This is a genomic window from Bacillus sp. DHT2 (genome assembly GCF_026241455.1).
In the GTDB taxonomy this organism is placed as follows: Bacteria; Bacillota; Bacilli; order Bacillales; family Bacillaceae_G; genus Bacillus_A; species Bacillus_A pseudomycoides.
In genome coordinates this window covers 82,910-101,008 of sequence record NZ_JAPHWH010000004.1, presented here as the reverse complement: position 1 = coordinate 101,008, position 18,099 = coordinate 82,910, and the positions used below count along the sequence as shown (strand labels likewise).

Genomic DNA, 18,099 nt, shown 5'->3' with positions numbered 1-18,099 from the left:
CCTTTACTATGCAAAAAAGCCCCCACATCTTATGTGAGGGCTTTTACGACAATTATTACGCTGCTTGTTTCTCTGAAATCTCTTTTAAATAGGCTTGTCCTTTTGCATCGTCATATTGACCTTCCCACTTAGACATAACAACAGCTGCTAAAGAGTTACCTACAACGTTAACTGCTGTACGAGCCATATCTAAAATACGGTCAATACCTGCGATAAATGCTAAACCTTCTGCTGGAATACCTACTGTACCAAGTGTCGCTAATAGTACAACGAATGATACTCCTGGTACACCGGCAATCCCTTTAGATGTAACCATTAATACAAGTAATAATGTAATTTGTTGTGTAATGGATAAATCAATACCGTACATTTGCGCTAAGAAAATTGCCGCAATCGCTTGGTATAGCGTCGATCCATCTAAGTTAAACGAGTAACCAGTTGGAATAACGAAAGATGTAATTGCTTTCGGACAACCGAATTTCTCCATTTTCTCCATCAGTTTCGGTAAAACCGTTTCTGAGCTCGCAGTAGAATACGCTAAAATCAGCTCATCTTTTAAAATTTTGAAGAATTGGAAAATATTAATCTTGAATAATTTTGCCGTAAGTCCTAATACAACTACGACGAAGAAAATCATGGATCCATAAACGACGATTACTAATTTCCCTAACGGAATTAATGAAGCTAAACCAAATGTAGAAACTGTAACACCGATTAATGCGAATACACCAAATGGTGCGAACTTCATAACTTGGTTTGTTACGTAAAACATTGCATCTGCTACGCCTTGGAAAAATTGAAGAACCGGTCGTCCTCTTTCACCAACCGCCGCAACTCCTAAACCAAATAGTACAGAGAAGAAAATAATGGCAAGCATATCGCCATCAACCAATGATTTCATAATATTCGTCGGAACGATATTTACAAATGTATCTGCAAACGAATGACTTTGTACTTGAGCTGTCGTTTCTGCATATTTAGAAATATCAGTCTTTGTTAATTGATCCATATTCACGCCTTTTCCTGGTTGAAAAATATTCGCTACCAGTAGGCCAACAACAATCGCAATCGTTGTAATAATTTCGAAGTAAATAATTGTCTTTCCGCCTAATCGACCTAGCTTTTTAACATCACCAACTCCTGCAACCCCAACAATGATGCTCGCTACGACGATTGGTACAACAATCATTTTAATTAATCGGATGAAAATATCACCAATTGGTTTTAAGTATCCTACCACTGTGCTATCGCCATAAAAAATTGCCCCAACTGCAATACCAAGCGCAAGACCTATTAAAATTTGCCATGCAAGTCCTATCCTTTTCATACTTGCTGCAACCCCCTTCTTAGATGCATTAACTCTCCCCTTCTCTCGTTCTATGAAACTAAGAAATTAAGAGTATTACATATTATTCGACAATTCACTACATTTTGTCCCTGTTAAAAATCATAAATCAAAAAATGAAATCTGACAACAAAATAAATTTGTGTGAATACAAATAATTTTCTTGACAAAAATAAAACTCGTGTCAGAAAACCTAACATGAGAACGATTCCTCACTATTCACTTATAGATTTTAAAACAAAGCTTTATTGTGTAAAATGAAATCATTTTTATTCATTTTACGTGCTGCTAAAATTAAAAAATTCGATTCTTAATACCAATTTCAACTTTACAATTAGACGACAAACTCTCCTAAAATATTCTTAATTCCGACAATACTTAGCAATTTTATAAAATTTTCTTTACAGTATGATTACAACAATAGACACCCTTCTTCTTCTTATGATATATACATTCATAGGGAAAGGAGCTAGACAACAATGAAAAAATTTGCAACTTTCAGCGTTTTAGCAGCAGGAACTATTTTTGTTTCTCCGTTACTTTCACCAGTACACGCGGAAACAAATCAAGATAAATTATCTACAATTGAATCAGAATTAGAAGGACAACAAAGCGACTTACAAAATAAATCAGCAGAGAAAGAACAAATTGAAAAAGAAATACAAGAATTACAAAAAAAGATTGATGAACTAACTATTTCTATTAATAAAAATGAAGCTGATTTAAATGATACAAAGAAAGAAATTAGCAAGACTCAACAAGTCATTGCTGAGAAAAAGAAACATATTGAGCAATTACAAACAAACATAGATACACGTCAAGATGTCATTAAACAACGACTGCAATCTATGCAAGAAAAACCTCGCACAAATATCATTACGGAAGTGTTAACAAATTCAAATAACATCGCAGATCTTGTTGACAATATATATTCCGTAAGTTTGATTTTAAATAATGATACCGATATTGTAAAAAAACAAACAAGTGATCAAGAGGCTGTAACAGCAGAAAAAGAGGCTGTTGAGAAAAAGGAACAGCAATTAGAGGAATCCAAACAAAAATTAGAACATAAGCAACAAGAATTGCAAGCGAATCAACAGCAGCAACAAGCGCTCATTAACGATTTACATACGAAAGTATCCAAAGTAGATTCTGAGATTGAGGGATTAGAAGAATCGAAAAGCATTTTAGAAAATCAACGACAAGCGGTTCAAAAAGCAATTGAAGAAGAAAAACGAGCGGAAGAAGCTCGTAAAGCTGAAGAGGCACGCAAGGCAGAGGACGCAAAAAAACAATCTGCACCTACACCGCAAGATACGAACAAAGGTGGATTTATTAAGCCAGCCGCTGGTTCAAAAACTTCTGGATTCGGCGCTCGTTCCCTAGATAATCATAAAGGCATTGATATCGCAGCCGCTGGAACAGTTCCAATTATCGCCGCTGCAGACGGTGTTGTTATTCGTTCCGAATTATCATCCAGTTATGGAAACGTCGTTTACTTATCACATCGTATAAACGGAAAAACTTATACAACAGTATATGCTCATATGAGCAGCCGTTCTGTATCTAATGGACAAACTGTAAAACAAGGTCAACAATTAGGATTTATGGGAAACACCGGTCAATCTTTTGGACAACATTTACATTTTGAACTTCATATTGGCGAATGGAACGTGGGTAAAACAAATGCAGTTGATCCTTCTAGTTATATCGGATTATAAAGTGAAACTTTAATCATTGTTTTTTCCTCCGCATGTGGAAATTTTGAGGCATGGGTTTTATTATCCCGAAAGCAACGGTTTTGTCCCCCAAATTTTTTTAACACTTTGTAGGCATTTTACATAAACTAAAACAAAATGCCTATTCATCTAGGGGGGGGATACACATGAATACAGAACAACAAGCAGAACTACAAGAAGCCCAAGAAACATATGTTGGCCGATTATTTACGCTTGGTAGTGCGATCCTATTTTTAATTGGTTCCGTTATATCAATTGCTACAGCTTATAAAACATATACTCGTTTATTAAAAACATCTACATTACAATAAATTGAAACTTTAATCAGCGAGAGTATTACTGTCCGTGAATAGCGGGATAAAATAAAAAAGGCAGGGAATCTCCCCTCGCCTTTTTATTTTGCAAACATCTTAAATATACCAATTGCATTTAAAAATACGATTACTACTGTAATTGGAATTATATAACGTAGTAAGAAAAACCAAATGTTAAATAATGTTTTTCCCTTTGTTTCTGTAACTTCTAATTCTTTCATTAGTAAATCTTTACTCATTTTATTCGGTACAAACAATGAAATTGCTAGTACCCCTAACGGCAGCAATACATTGCTTACCGCAAAATCCACTAAGTCAAAAAATGTTTTTCCAAAGACTTTTACATCACTCATAACCCCAAATGATAGAGCGCATGGAATTCCAACCGCAAAAATTAGTAATCCAATAACAAATGATGCTGAAGGACGTTTCTTCTCATTATCTTTCGCTACAGATGCAACAACAATTTCAAGCATCGAGATTGCAGAAGTTAAGGTTGCAAAGAAGAATAAAATTAAAAACATAATAAAGAAAAATTGTCCGAATGGTATTTTTGCAAATACTGCCGGGAGAACAATGAACAATAAACCTGGTCCTTCTGTTGGTTTAACCCCTAACGCGAAGATCGCCGGGAAAATCGCTAGTCCGGCAAGCACTGTAATAAAAACTGTTAAGCTCACAATTGATGTTGCTGATTTGGCTAAATGCTCTTCTTTCTTTAAATATGAGCTGTATGTTACCATTACCGAAGCTCCTACTGTTAGTGAAAAGAAAGATTGTCCCATCGCATACAAAATCGTATCTGCTGTTAGCTTTGAAAAATCCGGTTTTAAGAAAAACTCTACACCAGCCCATGCACCATCAAGTGTAAGAGCACGAATAATAATAGCAATAAACAAAATAAATAATAGCGGCATCATATACTTACTTGCCTTTTCGATTCCTTTTTCTACACCTTTACTTACAACAAAAATAGTACAAAGCATAAAGATTAACTGAGCACCTACTGCGCTAGCAGGATTCGAAATTGTTTGTTCAAACAATTTTCCATATTCAACTGCCCCACTCCAAAAGCTTCCTGTCACACTATAATATAAATATAATAAAATCCATCCACCTACGACGCTATAAAAGGATAATACACTAAAACAAGTGACAACACCCATACGACCAATCCATGGATATAATTTACTATTTGGTACTAACAATTTATATGCAGTAACCGCTTCTTTTTGTGTACTACGACCAATAACAAACTCTGCTAAAAGAAGAGGCATACCAATAAATAAAGTTAATAATAAGAAGACTAGAAAAAACGCTCCCCCTCCGCCATTACCTGCAACGTACGGAAACTTCCATATCGCTCCAAGTCCTACTGCGGCTCCGGCTGCTGCGAGTACAAAACCTATTTTCGATGTCCATTGCTGTGTTTCTTTCATTGTAAATTCTCCTTTTCTGAACATTCCCACTTTTCTTAATTATACACTTTCATTTCATACTCGCACACCTCCTTTAGAAAATAAAAAAGCCCCCTACACGCTACTATGCATGTAGAGGACGATATATGTAATAATACCGTGGTACCACCTCGATTGGATTAAACAATCCCACTTGTTCAGGTACAGGAAAAATTCCGATACCCTATCCTTGTAACGGCGGAACCCGGGGTGCCTACTAAATAGTTCAGCATACCTCTCGCAAGCCCATTCTGTATATTTTATCGTACCAGGCTCACACCTTATCCCAGCTCTCTGAACGCATCAAATATACGTACTCTTCTTGCTCATCGATTTCATCTATTGAAGTTACTTGTGATTATAGAGTAGATTGCTATATTTGTAAAGAGGAATTTAATTTGTCCGGCTATATAAAAGTATCTGACCGCTTCTACGCATGGCCGGATGCTCTCTTCCACCTAAAAAGAAAGGTTTATCTCAGTTTTTCAATTTATATTTTAAGCAATACGTGTATTCTATTCTACACATACTCTTTCAGCTAACTCTTGTAAAAACCTTCCTCTTTTCTGCTGGTTTTGAATATACTCAAGCTTCAACACTTCTTGCAATAAAATATTCTGTTGTCTTTTTTCTAGTCGTAATTGTTTCACCTTCATCCTTACTTCATATAAGAAATCAAGATAGTCTTCATATGTCTCATCATATTTCATCGCAATATCATCCCGAATTTTTTTCGCAAGTTTTGGACTTGCACCTCCAGTAGAAACGGCAACATTGAGCTTTCCTCTATGCATAGTTGCTGGAAAATGAACATTTCCACTTTCAGGATTAGTAATCACATTCACAAGCTGGTTTAATGATGCATCTTGTGCAATATGCTCATTTAATATTGCATCACTTGTAGCTGCTACTACTAAAAATGCATCTTCTAGATCACTTTTTTCATAGTCTTTTTGAAACCAGTGAATTTTCTTTGATTCTACAAGCTTCATTAAACTCTTATCTAAACCACGACTCACTACTACTATATTCGCTCCTTCTTTTAGTAAAGGCGCGATTTTATATGATGCCACTCGGCCACCACCAATGACAACAACTCGTTTATTTCTAATTCGAACTGTAAGTGGATACACGCTCATCTCCCCTTAAAATTTCTTCCGTTTTCTGAATCAACATTTCTTGAAATACATGATTTTTCCCCAAATAAGGACATACATGTATACTCGAATAACTATAATTGCGAACCTCTCGTTCAATATGTTTCATTAACAATCCTGTAAATAGTAGGTAAGGAAGAACAACGATGTTCTCATTAGCTCGGTTTACAACTGCTTTTAACTTTTCCTCAAATCGCGGCTCCGCTGCAGCTAAATAACATACTTCTACCTTTCCAACTTTCTCTTCTTGTTCAAACAAAAAAGCAATACGCTTAATATCTTGTAACGTCTCAGGATCACTACTCCCCCTTGCAACAAGCAATAGCGTCACTTCATTTTCATACTCTTTAATGCCACTTCCCTTATACGCAGCCGATACGAGTGATTCCGAAACACCAAACGGATTCCCGTAAGTCATTACAATGTGAGGATATTTATTTTTCATTTTTTTTAACTCATTTGGGATATCTTCTTTCACATGCCCTGCTGCTAATAAAAAGACCGGAACAACAACAATTTCTGTTGCGCCTCTTCTTACGCAAGCAGCAAAGCCTTCTGAAATAAAAGGCTTTGCTAACTCTAAAAAACATAGCTCTTGAATAGGAGCTGATACACGATTCATACAAGAAGAAACAAAGTCTATCGCTTCCTCTTTCGCCTCTCGCAACCTACTTCCATGGCATATATATAACACAGCTTTCATTTTATAACACTCCGCTTACTGGATACGTAATGTCAGCCTGGCGTTCAAACCAATGAATTTTTTCACGAAAACGAACAACTTCTCCAATCACAATCATACTCGGATTTTGAATCCGCTCTTTTCCAGCAATCGTTACAATTGTTCCTAACGTTCCTGTAATGGTTCGCTGAGATGATGTAGTTCCCCACTCCACAATAGCAACTGGCGTATCTTCTCCTTTTCCATGTTTCAAAAGCTGTTCACATATATAAGGAAGATTGCTTACTCCCATATAAACAGCAAGCGTGTCAACACCTTTCGCTAAGCTTTCCCACTTCACTTCTTCAGCCCCCTCTTTCCGATGCCCTGTCACAACAGCGAAACTTGCGCTCGCGTCCCGATGTGTAACAGGAATACCAGCATATGCTGAAGCAGCAATCCCAGCTGTAATACCAGGTACAATTTCAAACGGAATACCATGCTTTGCTAACGCTTCCGCTTCTTCACCACCTCTTCCGAATACAAATGGATCTCCTCCTTTTAAACGCGTTACAATTTTTCCTTTTTTCGCATATTTAACAAGAAAAGCATGAATCGTTTCTTGTTTCATGGTGTGATAGTTTGGTAGCTTCCCACAATATATTAAGTCTGCATCTGGCTTTGCATAAGAAAGTAATTCCTTATTTACAAGACGATCATATAAAATGACATCCGCTCGTTCGATACACTTTACCCCTTTCACAGAAATTAACTCTGGATCTCCCGGCCCCGCACCAACGATATATACTTTTCCCATCATCTCTCCTCATTTCTACTATAAGGTGAAACTTCCATCCCTATTACAAATAGAAGTTACTATATAAATCCATTTTGATTTTCCAACATATAAATCACTGCTATAAAGAACAAGAGGTGACCCGCACTCGTTTTCTCTCTTTGTTTTCACTCGACATGAGGCAAGAGGAGGAGCTGACCGCTGCTATGCATGGTCGAATGCTCTCTCCCACCTAAAAAGAAAGGTTTGATATCGGTTTTTCAATTTGTATTACACTGTCTCCTGCTCATGAATGACAAATGCTGCACCTTTTCGAATCTTCTTCTTTTCATATAGAGAGATTTCCTTCACTTCTGGAAGCGGTAAAAAATACTTCTCTAGTTCTACTTCCACAAGTTTAAACGCCTGTTCTTCACTTTGCGCAACAACCACTACAGGAACAACACCATTTGCCAATACTGCTTCAAAACGATACAAATCCATATTGCTCCCTCCTAAGATGCAATCACTTCTTCTAAAATATGATTTAAGGCCCCTTGTAAATCTTCTATACCAACGCGTCCTACAAACTCATAAAATGTTTCAGCTGGCAGTTTATGTTCTTTAAAATATGTTAAAAACGATACAAGAACATTGGGAAGGTCTTCTCCATCAATCTTTCCTTTTAATTTTTGATTATAGACACCACCATCTAATAACGTACCACCTACATAAATTTCAAATGCTTCAACAATTCCTTTTTCTTTCGTTTTCAATTTCACCCCTTGCAAACCAATGTCCGCAATTTGTCTTTGTCCACATGAATTTGGACATCCTACCATATGAATACGAACCGGAACATCTAAAGCAAACTGTGTATCTAAATAATCTGCAATATTACGTAGTCTTTCTTTCGTTTCTACTAATGCAAGGTTACAATACTCAATACCTGTGCATGATACCGCATATCCGATGAAAGATTTTGGACTTGCAGAAATAGATTCAAATAAAGGTTCTTTTAACAGTCCTTCTACATTACCTTTCGGAACATTCGGAATAATGAGGTTTTGTGAGTTACATGTACGAATTTCACCATTTCCGTACTGTTTCGCAATTCTAGCAATTTCAAAGAACTCCTCAGAGCGTAAGCGACCAACCGGTACGTTAAAACCAACGTATGATAAATCCCCTTGTTTTTGCTTATGAACACCGTAGAAATATCCAGCATTCCATCCTTTTAAAGCACCCTTCCCCTTATCATGTAAATGTCCTGTATATTCTAATAATTTTTCTTTGAATTTTTCCGGTCCCCAATCCGCAACTAAGAATTTCAAACGTGCCAAATGTCGTTTTTCACGATATCCAAAATCACGGAAAACAGTAGCAATTGCAATCGCAACTGTTTTCACTTGCCCAGGAAGTATGAATAAATCTAGTTCTTGTGCTAAATACGGACGGGCAGATAACCCCCCGCCTACTCGTAAATGAAATCCCTCCACCGTTTTTCCATCAATCTCTTTTGTAGCCGGAATGAAGGCAGCACAGTTAATTTCAGCATTTGCTGCATTATATACGTTTGTACTGATCGACATTTTAAACTTTCGAGGTAAGTTTGAAAATTCTTCATTATGTTGAAAGAAATCATATACCTCTTTTACAATTGGTGCTGTATCAAATAGTTCATCACCATCAATACCAGCAAGGGGGTTCCCAATAATATTTCTTGTAATATCACCACAAGCTCCCGCTGATGATAATCCTACTTTTTCTAAGCGGTTAAAAATATCTGGTATTTGACCAATTTCAAGCCAATGGAATTGAATCGCCTGTCTTGTAGTAATATCAAGAACATCACGACCATAATCTTCCGCAATTGAAGCCAATACCTCCACTTGTTCATTCGTTAAAATACCAGAAGGAATATTAACGCGCATCATAAAATACCCTGCCTCTTTTGGACGTTGTAAATATAACCCCGCCCACTTAAATGAATCCCACTCTTCTTTTGGAATAGAATCAAATCCATTTTCAGCATAATACGGAATAGCTTTAAAGATTTCTAAGCCATCTTTTTCTAATTTCTTTTTCTCTGTAGCATTTAACTTTTCATTGTTTGCCCACACTTTGTCATAACTCATTTTTATTCCCCCTATATAAAGCTACGCTCTTGTAAGTAACCGATGATTTGTTCTGCACATTGTTCAATCGAATAAAGCTGCGTTTCTACAACCACTTCTGCTCCAAACGGCTCTTCATATGGCGAATCAATGCCGGTAAATTGCTTAATATCACCTTGCCTCGCTTTTTTATAGAGCCCTTTCGGATCACGTTTCTCACATTCTTCTATTGGACACTTTACAAACACTTCGAGAAATTCGTTCTTTTCAAGAATATCCCTTACTTGCTGGCGATCCACTCGAAATGGAGAAATAAATGCTGTTAATACAATTGTCCCTTGATCTACAAATAACTTCGCCACTTCACCAATACGACGAATATTTTCTGTCCGATCACTTTCGGAAAATCCTAAATCTTTATTTAAACCATGACGAATATTATCGCCATCGAGTACATAATTACCAATATTTTTTTCAAATAATTTTCGGGCAACCGCATTTGCTACTGTTGATTTTCCAGAAGCTGATAAGCCTGTGAACCAAAGGACAAAACTGTGGTGACCACTTTTCTTTCGTCTTTCCTCTTTTAAAACAGATGCTGTATGCCAAGTGATATTTGTTTCCATCCTACTCTCTCCTTATTTTGTAACGACTTCTTTTTGTAAACCACGAATTAATATTTCTATAACTTCTTTACGGCTAAATTCACTTGGTGGAATTTCTCCATTTCGCAACATTTCTCTTACTTTCGTCCCTGATAAAATAACATGTTCTTCTTTACTGTGCGGACATGTTTTTGTAGAAGCCATCGCCTCACATTTTGTACAGTAAAAACTATGTTCAAAGAAGAGTGGTGCAATCCCTAACTCTTCTACTGTAAAATTCGTAAAAATCTCTTGCGCTTCGTACGTACCGTAATAATTCCCTACCCCAGCATGATCACGTCCCACAATGAAGTGTGTACAACCAAAGTTTTTTCTAACCAGTGCGTGAAATATCGCTTCACGTGGTCCCGCATAGCGCATTGCTGCTGGAAAAACACTTAAAAAGACACGGTCACTCGGATAATAATTTTTCAAAAGCACTTCATAACTTTCCATACGTACATCAGCTGGAATATCATCTGATTTCGTTTCACCAACGAGCGGATTTAAAAATAAGCCATCTACAATTTCCAGTGCAGACTTTTGAATATATTCATGTGCACGATGAACAGGATTTCTCGTTTGAAAACCTACCACTGTTTTCCAGCCACGTTTTGCAAACTCTGCACGTGTTTCACTTGGATCTAAATGATAAGAAGCAAACTTATCATTTCCAAACCGCTTCACAAGCGTAATTGTTCCTCCAACATAAACATTTGGTCGATCATATAACTTTTTCACACCCGGATGGACAGTATCAGTCGTTTTATAAACAAGCAATGCTTCCTTGTCTTTATCCGGTGTAAAAATATCTTCTATTTGAATCACACCATATGTGGTCCTTTCTTTGACAAGACGAACCTCTTCACCAATTTTTAATTGCTTCGCCTTCTCTTCTGTTATTGGTAGTGTAATAGGTATACTCCATACATCACCACTTACTAAACGCATGTTTTCTATAACAGATTGATAATCTTTCTTCCCTAAAAATCCAGTAAGCGGGCTATAACCACCTATTGCAATAAGCTCTAAATCACTTAAAGCAATTTTGTCCAATTCAATTTCTTTTGTAATCCCCTTTATTTCATATGTTTCATCAATACGATTTACTAATATTTTGGTTTTACTCATTCCCCTGTCCGCCTCTTTCACATATATTTAAAATCAACCATGTCCTTATTGATCATGAAGGCCACATTCCGTTTTCATCTTTCCAGCCCATCGTCCATCCCTTGAATCTCGCTCCTCTCCCACAGGCAACGTACATTTTTCACACCCTATACTTGGATAACCCATGTCGTGCAATGGATTATAAGGCAAATCATGCTTATATACATAACGCCACACTTCCTTCCACGTCCAATGAATAAGCGGACAAATTTTAATAGATTGGAAGCGGTGATCCTGATTTATAAACCTTGTATGTTTACGCGTTTCAGATTGTTCCCTTCTTAGCCCTGATATCCACGCTTTTCCATTCGATAAAGATTCTTCAAGTGATAAAATTTTCCTTAATTTACAACAAAGATTCGGATTATGTTCCCACAAACAATCCCCATGCTTTTTTGCTTGCTCCTCAAGTGTTAGCAAGGGTTGCTTTTCAATAATTTCAAGATCCGGAAACCTTTCGCGCACCCGTTTAATTAAATCGTATGTTTCTTGAAAATGAACGTTTGTATCTAAAAATACAACTTTTGCAGATGGATTTACTTGGTTTATAAGATGTAACAACACCATCCCCTCTACACCAAAGCTACATGCGTATACAATTTCATTTTCATAATGTTTATAGGCCCACTCTAATACTTGTAACGCTCCTTTTGTTTCATCTTTCTCAAAAAAAGAAACGAAATCCTCTTTCCACGTTTCATACGTCAGCATGTTCTCCCCCCCTGTAACGCAAAAAGACGGTTTTAACCTAATAAAATAGATTAAAACCGCCTCTAGTTTTTCTAGTCAGCGCTTTTTACTTTAAGCGTACCTTTTCACTTTTTTCAAGCTGAATCACTTTTCCATCTTGCACAACAATTGTAATAGAACCATATTTCATATCCGCAAGCATCGTTTGAATTTTCTCAGCTACTTCGTCAAAATGTCCACGCACTCCCACGAACAGCCCCCCTTTTTATTCATAAAAAAAATCTTTTCCATTTCGAAAAGACTGTTCGGTAATATATTTACCTTATCTTTCAAAATGGATGCCATTTTGCTGGACTTAGCACCTTGCTTCTTATAAGCAGGTTGCTGAGCTTCGTAGGGCCAGTTCCCTCCGCTTCTCTTGATAAGCTTTGTATTTGTATTTTATCATAATTCTGATTTTTTTCAATCCTAGTTTTCCGATATATTTTATATTTTTAAAAAGGGGTTGCTCTATTTGAACAACTCCTTTTATCATTACACAAGCTCTTTTATACGTATGCGATCGTTCCCAATTATATTTTCATATGTTTCACGTTCAACAACAATTTGTGATGCCCCACCTTTTGCAAATACTACAGCCGGTCTGCGAATACGATTATAATTATTAGCCATAGAATATCCATATGCTCCTGTACAAGAGATCGCTAACAAATCTGCTGTAGCAACTTGCGGCAGTTCTATATTCCAAATAAGCATATCTCCACTCTCACAACACTTTCCAGCAATTGAAACAACTTCTTCAGCCTCTTCTTTCCCTCGATTTGCTAGCATCGCCTCATAACGAGCTCCATATAAAGCTGGTCTTAAATTATCTGTCATTCCCCCATCGACTGACACATATTTACGAATGCCAGGGATATCTTTTACAGCTCCTACTGTATAAATTGTTGTTCCTGCATCCCCAACAATACTACGACCTGGTTCAATCCATATTTCAGGAAGTGGATAATTATTTCTTGTAAATTGTTCTCTCACTGCATCTGTTACAGCATGCACATATGTTTCAAGGGTAAGTGGTGTATCAGCTTCCGTATAACGAATACCAAAACCTCCACCAACATTTAACACCGTTACAACATAACCAGTCTGCTCCCTTATCTCTTCTAAAAAATTATGCAATACTTCAACCGCTCGAACAAATCCTGCTGTTTCAAAAATTTGTGACCCAATATGTGAATGAATACCTAACACATTATAATTTGATTTCTCTAGCGCTATTCGAATCGCCTGCATTGCCTGACCAGCCGAAACTCCAAAACCAAATTTCGAATCATCTTGCCCTGTTGTAATATATTCATGTGTATGCGCCTCTACTCCAGGTGTAACTCGAATTAATATATTTACAATTTTTCCATACTGCTGTGCTAAGTCATGTAATATTTCCATTTCAAAGAAATTATCTACCACAAAGCAGCCAATATCTGCTTGCAGCGCCATGACAATCTCTTCTTCGGTCTTATTATTACCATGAAAATGAATGCGTGATGCAGGAAAACCAGCTTGCAAAGCAGTATACAATTCGCCCCCAGAAACAACATCTAAAGACATATTTTCTTCACGAGCTACTCGGCACATCTCCATGCACAAGAACGCTTTACTTGCATACGCTACTTGGTAAGAGAATCCACTTTCCTGGAAAGCACGATGAAACGCGCGGCATTTTTCCCGAATAGAAGCCTCATCGTATACATAAAGTGGGGTCCCATACTGTTTAGCTAGCTGCGTTGTATCGCATCCTCCAATTTCTAAGTGTCCTTGCTCATTGATTCGGCTTGTGCCGTGTAAATACATTTGAATTCCTCCCTTATTTCCTCTAAAACTCATAACCCCAATCTTCTTCTATTCATTGCAGCGCGTTTTTAGATAAAGTGAAACTTTAATCAGTGGGAGTTTCATCCCCAATGATTATTAGCCTTCACCAATCGGGCTTTTACGGGCAGTTGATCCTCCACCTAACTTCTTTGTTTTCTCAGAATGTTAAGATATGAGATCCTACTGCCCGTTAAAGCGGGGTAAACAAAAAACGCGCGGAACAATGTTCACACGCGTTTCTTATTAGGAATAATGTATCATGAAAAAATAAACGAGTTGTTATCTTCTCAAATAAGAAACCGCATCAACATCTCCAAATAGCTCTCCATAAAATAAAATCTTATGACAGTACTACATTTATTCAATGCAGTCCCAATATATGAATGACGTGGTCACTCTTATATTTCGGCAATAGTTCCTTTCAATCTATGATCACAGATTCCACTAAATCTCCCATAGCTTACTCTTTCCTATCGCGGCCTCTACCTTTGAGAGTAGATGAGGTAAGTCTATTTAATTTTCAAACATCTTATATTGGTATTAACAATACCAAACGAATAAATTATTTGTCAAACAATTTTTCACATTGTTTTTTTACAATTTAATTTCGTATCATCTGGTAAGCGCTTTATATCTATTTTTTTCACAGTCCATTCTCCCTCATCATTATTAAACGTAATTCTTATTTTTTCGAATGGCGGAAGTACTTTCCCACCTATGGCTTCATATTTCGTCACTTCAATTACCGCTTGAAATAAATATGTACCACTATACATTTGTTTCAAACTAACAATCTTCGGGCATTCATACGGTTTTTGTTTCCCATAATGCTTCTCAATCGCTACATTTATTTGCGGAAACAAAACAGAATAAAGAGCATCTTCTAATAATGGTGCATCATATTGTGCAGCAAAAACTGTAGGGGTAGAAAAGAATAAAAAACCACTACATATGAAACAAAATAACTTTTTCATCATAACCTCCGTATCAAAATGCGATATGGTTATTGTCTCCGTTTTCTCTTTTTCTAACCAATTCTTATAAAAATTATCCACAATTCTGCTTTGTTTTCGTATAATAGTACATAAAGATATACGACTGTTCGTATATTTAAAGTGAAACTTCTATCATTAGAACTACAATCACTAGAACCGTCACTTACAGTAGGAGAGGAGTATGTTATGCTACAACATTTGTTTCCAAAATTACGATTTGCACTTGTTGCAGTCGTTTTATTATGGATAAAAACATATATAGTGTACAAGCTAGCCTTCGATATTAAAATTGATAGCTTCTTTGAAGAAATGATGCTTTTGTTTAATCCAATTGCTTCATTGCTTTTATTTTTTGGTCTAGCTTTATTAGCATCAAAGTATCGAAATCGAATTATTATTGGAATCAGCTTTTTGCTGTCATTTATTTTATTTGGAAACGCGATGTTCTACGGTTTTTATAATGACTTTGTCACATTCCCTGTTTTATTCCAAACAAATAACATGGCTGATTTAGGAACCAGTATTAAAGAACTATTTACGTACAAGACATTACTTCTATTTGCGGATGCAATTATTCTAATGTTTATTTTACGTAAGTTCCCGAAATTTTGTGATAATACGCCACTATCTCGCTCTGAAAAACAAAGCTTTTTTAGTGGTATAACAGCTCTGTTAGCATTGCAAGTTATTGTTTCTGTCGTTCATAAACCGCAGTTATTTTCACACTCTTTTGATCGTCAAACCGTTGTGAAAAATCTAGGTTTATACACATATCATCTATTTGACATTACACTTCAGTCTAAATCTTCTGCAGAGCGTGTATTTGCAAGTGGAGACGGTTTTTCTGAGATTAAAAACTACGTGAATTCAAAAGATAAACAAGCTGATAAAAGTTTATTTGGAGTTGCAAAAGGAAAAAATGTCATTTTAATTTCAATGGAATCCACACAAAATTTTGTTATCAACAAAAAAATAAATGGAAAAGAAATTACCCCATTTTTAAATCAATTTATAAAAGATAGTTATTACTTCGATAACTTTTATCATCAAACTGGACAAGGAAAAACATCCGATGCCGAATTTATTGTAGAAAATTCATTATATCCATTAGACCGTGGCTCTGTATTCTTTACACATGCAAACAATGAGTACACAGCAACTCCTGAGCAGTTAAAAAAATATGGATATTATTCCGCAGTCTTCCATTCGAATGATAAAACTTTCTGGAATCGTGATGTAATGTATCCAGCACTCGGATACGATCGTTATTTTAACCTAAATGATTATACAGGAACAGAACAAATGTCTGTTGGGTGGGGACTAAAAGATAAAGAGTTCTTTGAACAATCGATCTCCAAGCTTAAATCTTTACCACAACCGTTTTATACAAAATTTATTACATTAACAAATCATTTCCCATTTCTTTTAAATCCAGAAGATCAATATATTAATGAGTATAATTCTGAGAGTGGTGTACTAAATCGTTATTTCCCAACCGTTCGCTATACAGATGAATCTCTGAAACTATTTATCAATCGATTAAAAGAAGAAGGGTTATACGATAACTCAGTTATTGTTATTTACGGAGATCATTACGGTATTTCTGAAAATCATAATGCTGCTATGGCACAATTTCTCGGTAAAGAATCCATAACTCCATTTGATTCGATGCAATTGCAACGTGTACCACTTATTATTCATGTACCTGGTCAAGAAGGAAAAGTTATTTCTAAAGTATCTGGACAAATCGATATAAAACCAACATTGCTCCATTTACTTGGTGTCAAAACAAACCAATCCATTGAGTTTGGTACCGATTTATTTGCAAAAAATGAGCAGCCACTTATGATTATGCGTGATGGTAGTTTCGTAACAAACGATTATGTTTATACAAAAAATATGTGCTATAAAAAAAGCACAGGTGAATCTATTGATTTAGCAATTTGCCAGCCATATATTGAAAAATCAAAAACAGAATTAAGTTATTCTGATAAACTTATCTATGGCGATTTATTACGATTTGATCCTAACAATAAATACAAAACGGGAACAATGATAACTAAATTTGAATAACCCTAAAAGCAACCTTAAATGATAACAATTTGAGGTTGCTTATTTCTTAATTAAATTTTTACCCTTTCATAAACATGATGATCTTATCTAACAAAATCTCTCCCCAAACTCAAAGCTCAGTAGAATTGAACTACCCTCACCTTCACTTCGTTTAGAGGAGGGGGTCTTCTCGGTTAAAATGATAAAAAAGTTAGACAAGGGATAAACTACTCATGAAGGCCTGCCTTAATGAACCACATCACTGAATACGATTTCACTTGATGAAATCTTTCACAAAATGGGAATTTTTTCGTACGTGGAAAGAAATTTATGTTATGATAAAACAAGTAAACTTTCATACACTAATTAAGAATTTATTACAGAAAGCAAGGGATCAGATTTTGTATAGAGCAGCAATTCCAAACTTATTTACGCTCGGAAATTTATACAGTGGATTTTTATCAATCGGCTATGCATCTTTAGGGTATTATAAACCAGCTGCTATTTTAGTACTAATCGGGATGATGTTAGATAGTCTTGATGGTCGGGTTGCTCGTTTATTGCGTGTTGATTCACAAATGGGAAAAGAACTTGATTCACTCGCAGATGTTGTAACATTCGGTGCTGCGCCTGCAGTTTTAATGTACTACACTTCCTTTTCCAATTACGGAATTATCGGACTATACATAGCAGGCCTATTCCCTCTGTTCGGAGCATATCGCTTAGCAAGATTCAATGTAACGCCTTCCTCTACTTCTATGAAATATTTCACTGGCGTTCCTATTACTGCAGCAGGAGGACTTGTTGCCTTCTTAACATTGTTTTCACATACCATTCCAAAAATTGTCCTCATTACAGTATTTGTAACGTTTGCATTTTTAATGGTAAGCCGTATTCGCATCCCAAGTTTAAAAGATGTGCCAATTCCACGATACAGTATCATTGTTACACTATTTTTAATTGGCAGTATTTATACAATGTATAAAACAAGTTTTGGCAACATTTCAGTATTTCTATTCATTGCTATTCCACTTTATATTTTGTTTATGTTATCTCAATTTATTAGGCAAAGACCTTCTCATAAAAAACGAGCAAATAAAGAAAAATAGAA

Annotated in this window: 17 protein-coding genes, 2 riboswitches and 1 other annotated feature; of the genes, 4 read left to right on the top strand and 13 right to left on the bottom strand. The window is 36.1% G+C overall.

The window, feature by feature from the left end; all coding sequences use genetic code 11:
• Window positions 1–55: 55 nt before the first annotated feature.
• On the bottom strand, window positions 56–1,327 hold the full coding sequence (gene gltP / locus ORL93_RS11740; protein WP_097794699.1) for a glutamate/aspartate:proton symporter GltP: 1,272 nt from the start codon (window positions 1,325–1,327) through the stop codon (window positions 56–58).
• A gap of 497 nt (window positions 1,328–1,824) precedes the next feature.
• Here gltP and ORL93_RS11735 point away from each other — a divergent pair, with 497 nt between their 5' ends.
• Together ORL93_RS11735 and ORL93_RS11730 are read left to right on the top strand one after the other, a co-directional pair.
• Complete coding sequence (locus tag ORL93_RS11735; RefSeq protein ID WP_003196224.1) at window positions 1,825–3,066, top strand: murein hydrolase activator EnvC family protein; 1,242 nt, start codon at window positions 1,825–1,827, stop codon at window positions 3,064–3,066.
• 164 nt (window positions 3,067–3,230) lie between these two features.
• The gene (locus tag ORL93_RS11730) at window positions 3,231–3,395 is read left to right on the top strand and encodes a hypothetical protein (RefSeq protein WP_165774932.1); all 165 of its coding nucleotides are present in this window, start codon (window positions 3,231–3,233) and stop codon (window positions 3,393–3,395) included.
• An 83-nt stretch (window positions 3,396–3,478) separates the two neighbouring features.
• On the opposite strand, the gene ORL93_RS11725 is transcribed toward ORL93_RS11730, so the two are convergent.
• From ORL93_RS11725 to ORL93_RS11670, 12 genes are all read right to left on the bottom strand, one after another.
• A complete protein-coding gene (locus ORL93_RS11725; protein WP_097794700.1) occupies window positions 3,479–4,837 on the bottom strand; it encodes a sodium-dependent transporter in 1,359 nt (452 codons plus the stop codon).
• Between the two features lie 111 nt (window positions 4,838–4,948).
• Window positions 4,949–5,194, bottom strand: a binding site (T-box leader).
• A gap of 176 nt (window positions 5,195–5,370) precedes the next feature.
• Window positions 5,371–5,988, bottom strand: coding sequence for an NAD(P)-binding protein (locus ORL93_RS11720; RefSeq protein ID WP_097794701.1), 618 nt, complete (start codon window positions 5,986–5,988; stop codon window positions 5,371–5,373).
• Window positions 5,963–6,715, bottom strand: a complete 753-nt coding sequence (locus tag ORL93_RS11715) for a sirohydrochlorin chelatase (protein WP_097794702.1) — start codon at window positions 6,713–6,715, stop codon at window positions 5,963–5,965. The genes ORL93_RS11720 and ORL93_RS11715 overlap by 26 nt, the downstream gene beginning before the upstream one ends.
• 1 nt (window position 6,716) lies before the next feature.
• The gene (cobA, locus tag ORL93_RS11710) at window positions 6,717–7,490 is read right to left on the bottom strand and encodes a uroporphyrinogen-III C-methyltransferase (protein ID WP_265959077.1); all 774 of its coding nucleotides are present in this window, start codon (window positions 7,488–7,490) and stop codon (window positions 6,717–6,719) included.
• 249 nt (window positions 7,491–7,739) lie between these two features.
• Complete coding sequence (locus tag ORL93_RS11705; RefSeq protein ID WP_006094165.1) at window positions 7,740–7,952, bottom strand: DUF3906 family protein; 213 nt, start codon at window positions 7,950–7,952, stop codon at window positions 7,740–7,742.
• Window positions 7,953–7,963: 11 nt separating this feature from the next.
• Window positions 7,964–9,586, bottom strand: coding sequence for a nitrite/sulfite reductase (locus tag ORL93_RS11700; RefSeq protein ID WP_097794704.1), 1,623 nt, complete (start codon window positions 9,584–9,586; stop codon window positions 7,964–7,966).
• Between the two features lie 11 nt (window positions 9,587–9,597).
• Window positions 9,598–10,191, bottom strand: a complete 594-nt coding sequence (cysC, locus tag ORL93_RS11695; protein ID WP_265959076.1) for an adenylyl-sulfate kinase — start codon at window positions 10,189–10,191, stop codon at window positions 9,598–9,600.
• Window positions 10,192–10,203: 12 nt separating this feature from the next.
• Complete coding sequence (sat, locus tag ORL93_RS11690; protein WP_097794705.1) at window positions 10,204–11,340, bottom strand: sulfate adenylyltransferase; 1,137 nt, start codon at window positions 11,338–11,340, stop codon at window positions 10,204–10,206.
• Between the two features lie 45 nt (window positions 11,341–11,385).
• Complete coding sequence (locus tag ORL93_RS11685; protein WP_097794706.1) at window positions 11,386–12,090, bottom strand: phosphoadenylyl-sulfate reductase; 705 nt, start codon at window positions 12,088–12,090, stop codon at window positions 11,386–11,388.
• 85 nt (window positions 12,091–12,175) lie between these two features.
• Entirely contained in the window at window positions 12,176–12,319 is a 144-nt protein-coding gene (locus ORL93_RS11680) for a YezD family protein (RefSeq protein ID WP_003196202.1), read from the bottom strand.
• A gap of 69 nt (window positions 12,320–12,388) precedes the next feature.
• A riboswitch (SAM riboswitch) is annotated at window positions 12,389–12,497 on the bottom strand.
• A 106-nt stretch (window positions 12,498–12,603) separates the two neighbouring features.
• Entirely contained in the window at window positions 12,604–13,920 is a 1,317-nt protein-coding gene (gene lysA, locus ORL93_RS11675; protein ID WP_265959075.1) for a diaminopimelate decarboxylase, read from the bottom strand.
• 331 nt (window positions 13,921–14,251) lie between these two features.
• Window positions 14,252–14,434, bottom strand: a riboswitch (Lysine riboswitch).
• A gap of 88 nt (window positions 14,435–14,522) precedes the next feature.
• Window positions 14,523–14,915 carry a DUF3888 domain-containing protein gene (locus ORL93_RS11670; RefSeq protein WP_097794708.1) on the bottom strand — a complete coding sequence of 131 codons (393 nt, stop codon included), beginning with the start codon at window positions 14,913–14,915 and terminating at the stop codon, window positions 14,523–14,525.
• Between the two features lie 207 nt (window positions 14,916–15,122).
• Between ORL93_RS11670 and ORL93_RS11665 the strand changes: the two genes are divergently transcribed.
• Together ORL93_RS11665 and pssA are read left to right on the top strand one after the other, a co-directional pair.
• Complete coding sequence (locus ORL93_RS11665; protein ID WP_265959134.1) at window positions 15,123–17,009, top strand: LTA synthase family protein; 1,887 nt, start codon at window positions 15,123–15,125, stop codon at window positions 17,007–17,009.
• A gap of 380 nt (window positions 17,010–17,389) precedes the next feature.
• The gene (pssA, locus tag ORL93_RS11660) at window positions 17,390–18,097 is read left to right on the top strand and encodes a CDP-diacylglycerol--serine O-phosphatidyltransferase (protein WP_026008425.1); all 708 of its coding nucleotides are present in this window, start codon (window positions 17,390–17,392) and stop codon (window positions 18,095–18,097) included.
• The last annotated feature ends 2 nt before the right edge of the window (window positions 18,098–18,099 follow it).